This is a genomic window from Streptococcus moroccensis, assembly GCF_030812835.1.
GTDB lineage: Bacteria > Bacillota > Bacilli > Lactobacillales > Streptococcaceae > Streptococcus > Streptococcus moroccensis.
This window is the reverse complement of the sequence record NZ_JAUSTM010000039.1, coordinates 1-9,421: the sequence shown is the minus strand read 5'-3', so window position 1 is coordinate 9,421 and position 9,421 is coordinate 1. Positions and strand designations below refer to the sequence as shown.

At 42.1% G+C, this 9,421-nt stretch carries 4 protein-coding genes; all 4 read left to right on the top strand.

The features are described from left to right. Positions 1–2,563, top strand: a 2,563-nt coding sequence (locus tag J2S23_RS10875; RefSeq protein ID WP_307122741.1) for an SspB-related isopeptide-forming adhesin, incomplete at its 5' end; no start/stop codon positions are given. Next, positions 2,564–2,755, top strand: coding sequence for a thrombospondin type 3 repeat-containing protein (locus tag J2S23_RS10870; RefSeq protein ID WP_000433419.1), 192 nt, complete (start codon positions 2,564–2,566; stop codon positions 2,753–2,755). After that, positions 2,739–3,290 carry a hypothetical protein gene (locus J2S23_RS10865; protein ID WP_307122740.1) on the top strand — a complete coding sequence of 184 codons (552 nt, stop codon included), beginning with the start codon at positions 2,739–2,741 and terminating at the stop codon, positions 3,288–3,290. Before J2S23_RS10870 ends, J2S23_RS10865 begins: the two co-directional genes overlap by 17 nt. Positions 3,291–3,341: 51 nt before the next feature. Beyond that, positions 3,342–9,421, top strand: a 6,080-nt coding sequence (locus J2S23_RS10860) for a helicase-like domain-containing protein (RefSeq protein ID WP_307122739.1), incomplete at its 3' end; no start/stop codon positions are given.

Genomic DNA, 9,421 nt, shown 5'->3' with positions numbered 1-9,421 from the left:
CTTTGATGCTGCTAAGAACTTTGTGACCTTGACCGCCAAGGAAGCCTTGCTTCAAGAGGTCAACCAAGACCTTACCAAATCTTATCAACTGGCGGCTCCTAAACTTTATGGTAGCCTTCAAAATGATGGAGCAACCTATTCCAACAGTTATAAGCTTCTCATCAATAAGGGAACCCCAAATGCCTATACAGTGACTTCCAATGTCGTGACGGTGCGAACGCCTGGTGATGGAACGATCACTAGCCGTATTGAGCCTCAAAAACGCAATGAAAATGAAGATGGTGTGGTCATTAACGATACGGTAGTGGCTTTAGGAACAACTAATCATTACCGTTTGACCTGGGATTTAGATCAATATAAAGGCGATAGGTCTTCTAAAGAGACAATTGCTCGTGGTTTCTTCTTTGTAGATGACTACCCAGAAGAAGTGTTGGACTTAGTAGACAATGGGACAGGTATCACCACTCCTGATGGCAAAGCCGTATCAGGGATTACTGTTAAGGCTTATGCGTCGCTGTCAGAAGCTCCTAAAGACCTTCAAGATAAACTCACTCATGCCAAGATTTCTCCTAAAGGGGCTTTCCAAGTCTTTATGCCTAATGACAATCAAGACTTTTATGACCAGTATGTCAAAACAGGAACTACTTTAAACCTTCTCACCAAAATGACCGTCAATGACAGCCTTTATGGTCAGACGAAGACTTATCGAAACAAAGCCTACCAAGTGGATTTTGGCAATGGCTATGAAACCGATGAGGTGATCAATACCCTCGTTAGCCCAACACCTAAAAAACAAAACCTTAATGAGGATAAGGTGGACATTGACGGAAAACCGATGATAGTGGGTTCACAAAACTACTATACCTTGTCATGGGACTTAGACCAATACCGAGGCACTAAGGCCGATAAGGCTCAGATTGCACAAGGGTTTTACTTTGTGGATGACTATCCCGAAGAAGCTCTATTACCAGATGAAACAGCGATTCAACTCATTACATCTGATGGTAAAGCTGTCACAGGAGTTACAGTAAAAACTTATACGAGCCTATCAGAAGTTCCGGAAACCCTACAAGCAGCCCTATCAAAACGCAAGATTTCTCCTAAAGGAGCTTTCCAAGTCTTTATGGCAGAAGATCCGCAAGCCTTTTATGATTCTTATGTAACGCAAGGTCAAAACATCACCATCGTTACTCCTATGACTGTTCGTGAGTCTATGCTTAATTCAGGAAAGTCTTATGACAATGTAGCTTATCAAGTAGACTTTGGACAAGCCTATGAAACCAATACGGTAACGAATCACGTGCCAAAAGTAAACCCTCATAAGTCCAATACCAATAAAGAGGGCGTTTCTATTGATGGGAAGACCGTTCTTCCAAATACCGTCAATTACTATAAGATTGTTCTGGATTACAGTCAGTATAAGGACTTGGTAGTGACAGATGATGTCCTTACCAAAGGCTTTTACATGGTGGATGATTACCCTGAAGAAGCACTTAGCCTCAATGCAGATGGTATCCAAGTGATGGATAAGGCAGGAAATCTTGTCAAAGGGATTTCGGTGAAAGCCTATGCCTCATTGTCAGAAGCGCCTAAAGTGGTTCAAGACGCTATGTCCAAACGGCGGTTCATACCCAAAGGAGCCATTCAAGTTTTAAGTGCTGATGATCCAAAGGCATTTTATGAGGCTTATGTTAAAACTGGTCAAACCTTAGTGGTGACCCTTCCAATGACCATTAAGAATGAGCTGACAAAGACTGGTGGGAAGTATGAAAACACCGCTTATCAGATTGACTTTGGTTTGGCTTATGTGACAGAAACTGTGGTCAATAATGTACCAAAGCTTGACCCACAAAAAGATGTGGTTATTGACTTATCGCAAAAGGAGAAAAGCCTTGATGGAAAAGAAGTTGCTTTGAATCAGGTCTTTAACTACCGCTTGGTGGGAGCACTTATTCCTGGTAATCGTGCGACACCACTCATCGAGTACCGCTTTGACGATGATTACGATGAAAGCCATGACGAATATAATGGTGTTTACAAGGCTTATACCTTAGTAGATGTGACTCTAAAAGATGGAACGGTTTTACCAAAAGGGACAGAAGTGACTAAGTACACGCTACAACAGGTCGACACGTCAAAAGGAACGGTTACCATCAGTTTTGATCAGGAATTCCTTGAAAAACTAGCAGAAGAATCCGAGTTTCAGGCTGATGTTTACTTGCAGATGAAACGGATTGCTTCAGGTGAGGTAGAAAACACCGTGCTACATACCGTTAATGGTTACACCATCAGTTCAAACACGGTTAAAACAACTACTCCTGAACCAGAGCCACCAACTCCGACTCAACCAACTCCACCCCAACCACCTATTCCAACACAAGAACCACCAACTCCGACTCAACCAACTCCACCCCAACCACCTATTCCAACACAAGAACCACCAGTTCCAGCAAGTGTCTTACCAAATACAGGAGAGAGTCAATCCCTCTTGGCGCTTGTCGGTGGAGGACTTCTTTTAGGTCTAGCTTACGGACTTTCTAAACGCAAAATGGAGGACAACTAGATGGAACCTAAAAACATTTACACAAGAGATTCAGACCAAGATGGTCTAACGGATGCTCAAGAGTTAGCTTTAGGGACTAATCCTTTTAGCAATGATACGGATAGTGACGGACTGACAGACTTAGAAGAAGTCCAACAAGGCTTGAATCCAATTCAACAGCGTAAGGAGAGCAGTTATGGCTTGGAATTATGACATGATTTCAAAATCTCTCTCTGATATGGCACGAGAAAACTATGAAGATATGATTAAAGCCTTTTTAGCTATGGAGTTGAGTATCAAAAACAAGTCACTTCTTGATACGCTCTATCAAGACTTTAGGAGCATTGATGACTTGTCTTTAGTTAGTGATGACCTGCGTCTAAGAGCAGACGGTTATCAGGAACAGCTTCAAGAAGAAGTGACGGACCTCTTGGATAAACTCTATCGAACAGGTGAGGGAGCCAGTTTCATTATGGAAGTGTTAGCGTCCAACAATATTTCTGAGTCCCTTGCACAATATGATATTTTGGATGAGGAGGATTATTCGTCTCTTACCTTAGAAACCTTGCAAGACATTATCCAAAAGGAGTTGTCTTTAACGAGTCAAGATTATTTTGGAGATGTGACCTATCTTGCCTTGCAGAAGGATTTGTTAGACCAGAAAAGCCATTTCTTACAACAGTATGTGACAACTTTGATGGATAAGTTGCCACAAGAAAAAGACCAAAGCGCCTTGGTCCTAGAGTAAAGCAGTGGGCTGAGAATACCTCTCAGCTCCTTTTTTTAATTGGAGGAACGTATGAATCAAGAACAATTACTTGAAATGTTGCGGGCAAGATTGCCACGAGACCAGATTTTTTTGGAATCCTTTTTACGCTATCAAGCAGTTCATTTTGATGAGGATTGGGATAGCCTTATCCAAAATTTTACAACCCAAAGAGGAGTAGTCACCTCACCTGTTCAAGTGGTTCGCTTTGAAACAGAGGTTTCTGCTTTTATAGAGGCAAGCTCCTTTGACGAGGCAACAGACCTGAGTAGCTACACACAGACCTTTGGTCAAGCTGGATTAAAGAAGTTACACCAATTATCAAGTGATGAGAAAGCCTTGGTGATTGAAGTAGCCCTCTTTAACCTAGCCACTCGCTTTCATCTCTTAAACCAAGAAGGCGCCTATCAATCCATTTCGGCAGCTTCTCTTTTGGAAAAAGGCAGAGCTGCTAATTTGGTCAATGTCTACCGAGTGGCCAATAATTTGTCTGACCGAATTAGCCGTGATATTGAACAGTTTCTTCTCACCTATGAACCTGAACGGGTAAGTCCTCAGGAAACGGTAGAGGAAAAAAAGGAGGTTGTTGATAATATAGTAATATCAGAGTCTCGTCAAGAGATCACCTTCCGAGAAGAGGATTTTGCGATAATCGCAAGTCTTGATGAGGACGAGTTATCACAACTGGATTTACGAACAGGGCAAACAGAACATTTACCAGCTTATGAATATCTAAACTTGTCTCAAAAATTTGAGATACTAAGTCACTTTGACCAAGTGAGAAATAGCCGTCCAAAGCTACCAAACCTGAGACGTGGGGAGTTTGATCATGAGATGGAAATGACGCCAATCTATGCGGACAATGAGCTATTAACCTATTTAGAAGCTGATGGGACAGTCTATGACTTACAACGTCCTTTAACACCTCAAGAAGAAGTGATCTTAACTGAAATGGGTCAAACCATTTTGGCTGAAAATACCGAAAAACTGACTCGTTTAGGAATAGACTTAGCTGACTTTGGTGAGCAACAAGGTGGGATACTGATAGATGCTGCAGGGCGTTTTCATTTGAAGAATGCCGACCTAGCCTTACTAGGGGGCTATCCCAAAGCAACTGTCACTCAATTAGCTCTTGCAACAGAATTGCTTCAGATGGAACTTACCCATGACAAGGCAGAATTTTTCTTGACCAGTCAGCTAGATTTAGAAGAAGCAAGACCCATTGCCTACGCCTTCTTACATGAAGAACTCACTCTTGAGGAAGCTAGAACCTTTGAAAGCGATAAACAGACCCAACAAGACCTATCCTATAGAGAATGGCGAGAACACCTATCGCAAACAGAAACTGAAATGATCACGCCTCCATCAACATCTCAAAATCCTATCATAGATGAAGCACTGAAACGCTATCCGATTGCTTCAATTGTGTCTTATAAAGGGCAAGAGTTTCAGGTAATGGCCATAGAAGACTCAGGTGTTAATAACCTGATACGGATTGAATTACAAAATGATTTCACCGATGTGATTGAACAAAACCCCGTTCTTTTCTTACGGACACTAGAAGACATCACTCAAGCTCTTCATGTTCCTTCTGTCGAAGAAAAAGAGGAAGTGGAAGAACCTAGCCAAGAATTAGACCTCTTTTCCTTCATGGATATGGAAGAACAAAAAGAGTCGGTTTCTCAAGTGATGACATCTCTATCATCAAATAAGAGAGAGGCTAAACAAGAAGAAGCATTGTCAGAAGATGGGTTGGAACCAAAAGTCATTAAGACGCCACCAGCTACAGATTTTCACTTTCCAGAAGATTTGACAGACTTTTACCCTAAGACAACAAGAGATAAGGTTGAAATGAATGTTGCTGCTATTCGTCTTGTAAAAGCTCTTGAATCTGAACACCGTCAAGCCACATCTAGTGAACAAGAACTCCTTGCCAAATACGTAGGTTGGGGAGGCTTAGCTAACGAGTTCTTTGACGAGTATAACCCAAAGTTTTCTAAGGAACGTGGGGCATTAAAAACGCTAGTCACCAATAAAGAATATTCCGATATGAAACAATCTTCTCTGACAGCTTATTACACAGATCCTCACTTGATTCGTCAGATGTGGGAGAAATTGGAACGTGATGGCTTTACAGGTGGTAAAATTCTAGACCCTTCGATGGGGACTGGGAATTTCTTTGCGGCAATGCCTAAACACCTGCGAGAAAATAGTGAGTTGTATGGTGTAGAGTTAGACACGATTACAGGGGCTATTGCCAAACACCTTCATCCAAATAGCCACATTGAGGTGAAAGGCTTTGAAACAGTCAGTTTTAATGAGAATAGCTTTGATTTGGTTCTCTCAAATGTGCCTTTTGCCAATATCAGGATTGCGGATAGTCGCTATGACAAACCCTATATGATTCATGATTATTTTGTTAAAAAATCCCTTGATTTGGTGCATGATGGTGGACAAGTGGCCATTATTTCCTCCACAGGAACCATGGACAAACGGACAGAAAACATTCTCCAGGACATTCGTGAGACGGCTGATTTTCTTGGTGGTGTGCGTTTACCAGATAGCGCCTTTAAGACCATTGCAGGAACGACTGTCACAACAGACATGTTGTTCTTCCAGAAACATGTGGATAAGGGATATGTGGCAGATGATTTAGCTTTTTCAGGTTCTATTCGCTATGACAAGGATGACCGTATTTGGCTGAATCCTTACTTTGACGGGGACCACAACAGTCAGGTTCTTGGGAGCTATGAGGTTAGAAACTTTAACGGAGGGACACTTTCTGTAAAAGGCAATTCTGATAACTTAATAGAAGCTGTTCAGACTGCTCTTAAACAGGTTAAAGCCCCTAGAGTGGTGGATAACTCTGACATCTTCATCACTCCTGATGTAATGAGAAGACAGGTCATTGATACCTCGATTCCACCTGAAATCAGAGAAAGCTTAGATCGTTATAGTTTTGGCTATAAAGATTCTATGGTTTACTACCGTGATCATAAGGGCATTCGTGTAGGGACCAAGACCGAGGAGATTAGCTATTATGTGGATGATGAGGGGACCTTTAAGGCATGGGACACCAAGCATTCGCAAAAACAGATTGACCGCTTTAATGACCTCGAAGTCACCGATAGCACTGCTCTTGATGTTTATGTGACCGAAGAAGCGACCAAACGTGGGCAGTTTAAGGGGTATTTCAAAAAGACTGTTTTCTATGAAGCGCCTTTGTCTGAGAAAGAAGTGGCACGAATTAAAGGGATGATTGATATTCGGAACGCCTATCAAGAGGTGATTGCTATACAGCGCTACTATAACTATGACAAAGACGAGTTCAATCACTTGTTAGGACATCTCAATCGCACCTATGATAGTTTTGTGAAACGCTTTGGCTATGTGAATAGTGCTGTGAACCGTAACCTCTTTGATAGTGATGATAAGTATTCGCTCCTTGCAAGTTTAGAAGATGAAAGCCTTGACTCAAGTGGTAAGACTGTTAGTTATACCAAGTCGCTTGCCTTTGAAAAAGCCTTGGTCCGTCCTGAAAAGGAAGTGACGGCAGTTTCTTCTGCCCTTGACGCTCTCAATTCTAGTCTAGCAGATGGTCGTGGGGTAGATTTGGCTTACATGATGTCTATTTATCAGACGGATTCTGAAGCGTCTTTGATTGAGGAATTAGGAGACGCTATTATTCCAGACCCAGAACGCTATCTAAACGATAGGGAAGTGGTCTATGTATCTCGGCAGGATTTCTTATCAGGGGATATGATGACTAAGTTAGAGGTTGTGGACTCACTCATCAAAGAAGATAATTCTGATTTTCCTTGGGTCTATTATCAAGGTCTCTTAGAAGACGTGAAACCACCACGTGTGACCTTGGCTGATATTGATTATCGGATTGGTTCACGCTGGATTCCTCTAGCTGTTTATGGGAAATTTGCCCAAGAAACCTTTATGGGACAAACTTTTGACTTGACTGATCAAGAAGTATCAACTGTTCTTGAAGTCAGTCCAATTGATGGGACGATGTCCTATCAATCCAAGTTTGCCTTTAGGTATTCTACCGCAACGGATAGAAGTTTAGGTGTGCCTGGGTCGCGCTATGATAGTGGCCGAAAAATCTTTGAAAACCTGCTTAATTCCAATCAACCAACCATTACCAAACAAGTGGAAGATGGGGATAAGAAAAAGCATGTGACAGACGTGGAGAAGACAACGGTTCTTCGTGCTAAGGAAACTGAGCTTCAAGAACTCTTCCAAGACTTTGTGTCCAGTTACTCAGAGGTGCAACAGATGATTGAAGAGACCTATAATAGTCTTTATAATCGTACAGTCTCAAAAGTTTATGATGGCAGCCATTTAACCATTGATGGGCTTGCCCAGAATATTTCCTTACGCCCTCACCAAAAGAACGCTATTCAACGGATTGTGGAAGAAAAACGAGCGCTTCTAGCTCATGAAGTGGGTTCAGGTAAGACCTTAACCATGCTTGGGGCAGGATTCAAACTGAAAGAACTCGGAATGGTGCATAAACCTCTTTATGTGGTGCCATCAAGTCTGACCGCTCAGTTTGGGCAAGAAATCATGAAGTTCTTCCCAACAAAGAATGTCTATGTGACGACCAAGAAAGATTTTGCGAAAGCTAAACGCAAGCAATTTGTCTCACGGATCATCACAGGGGACTACGATGCCATTGTCATTGGGGATTCCCAGTTTGAAAAAATCCCTATGAGCCATGAAAAGCAGGTGACTTATATCCAAGATAAGTTACAACAACTCCGTGACATCAAGCAAGGTAGTGATAGTAATTATACGGTCAAAGAAGCAGAGCGTTCTATTAAGGGCTTAGAGCACCAATTGGAAGAACTTCAAAAGTTGGAACGTGATACCTTTATTGAGTTTGAAAACCTTGGGATTGACTTTCTCTTTGTGGACGAGGCTCACCATTTTAAGAATATCAGACCCATTACAGGCCTTGGGAATGTGGCTGGAATTACCAACACGACTTCTAAAAAGAACGTGGATATGGAAATGAAGGTCAGACAGGTTCAAGGAGAACATGATTATCGTAACGTGGTTTTTGCGACAGGAACACCAGTCTCTAACTCTATTAGTGAACTCTATACCATGATGAGCTATATTCAACCCGATGTCTTAGAACGGTATCAAGTCTCTAACTTTGACTCGTGGGTGGGAGCTTTTGGGAATATCGAAAACGCTATGGAATTAGCCCCAACAGGGGATAAATACCAACCCAAGAAACGCTTTAAGAAGTTTGTGAACCTGCCTGAACTCATGCGGATTTATAAGGAAACAGCAGATATTCAAACTTCAGATATGCTTGATTTACCTGTACCTGAAGCCAAAGTCATCGCGGTGGAGAGTGAACTCACAGAAGCTCAGAAATACTACCTTGAAGAATTAGTTGACCGTTCGGACGCCATCAAGTCAGGCAGCGTTGACCCTAGTGTTGATAACATGTTAAAGATAACTGGAGAAGCCAGAAAACTAGCCATTGACATGCGTCTCATTGATCCTGCTTACACCTTGTCTGACAATCAGAAGATTCTTCAAGTAGTGGGTAACGTGGAACGCATTTATCGTGAGGGAGAAGATGATAAAGCTACCCAGATGATTTTCTCAGATATTGGAACGCCTAAGAATAAGGAAGAGGGCTTTGATGTTTACAATGAATTGAAAGACCTCTTAGTGGATAGAGGGATTCCCAAAGAAGCAATTGCCTTTGTCCATGACGCTAATACGGATGACAAGAAAAACTCTCTGTCACGCAAGGTCAATAGTGGGGAAGTCAGGATTCTCATGGCTTCTACGGAAAAAGGTGGAACAGGATTAAACGTGCAGTCTCGTATGAAAGCAGTCCACCATTTAGACGTTCCCTGGCGTCCCTCTGATATCGTCCAGCGCAATGGTAGGCTAATTCGTCAAGGCAATATGCACCAAGAGGTAGATATTTACCATTACATTACGAAAGGGAGCTTCGACAACTACCTCTGGCAAACTCAGGAGAATAAACTCAAATATATCACGCAAATCATGACCTCTAAAGATCCTGTACGGTCGGCAGAAGACATTGATGAACAAACCATGACTGCTTCAGA

Coding starts and splice junctions, on each gene's coding strand:
- J2S23_RS10865 (WP_307122740.1), top strand. CDS start 2,739: ATGGCTTGGAATTATGACATGATTTCAAAATCTCTCTCTGATATGGCA.
- J2S23_RS10870 (WP_000433419.1), top strand. CDS start 2,564: ATGGAACCTAAAAACATTTACACAAGAGATTCAGACCAAGATGGTCTA.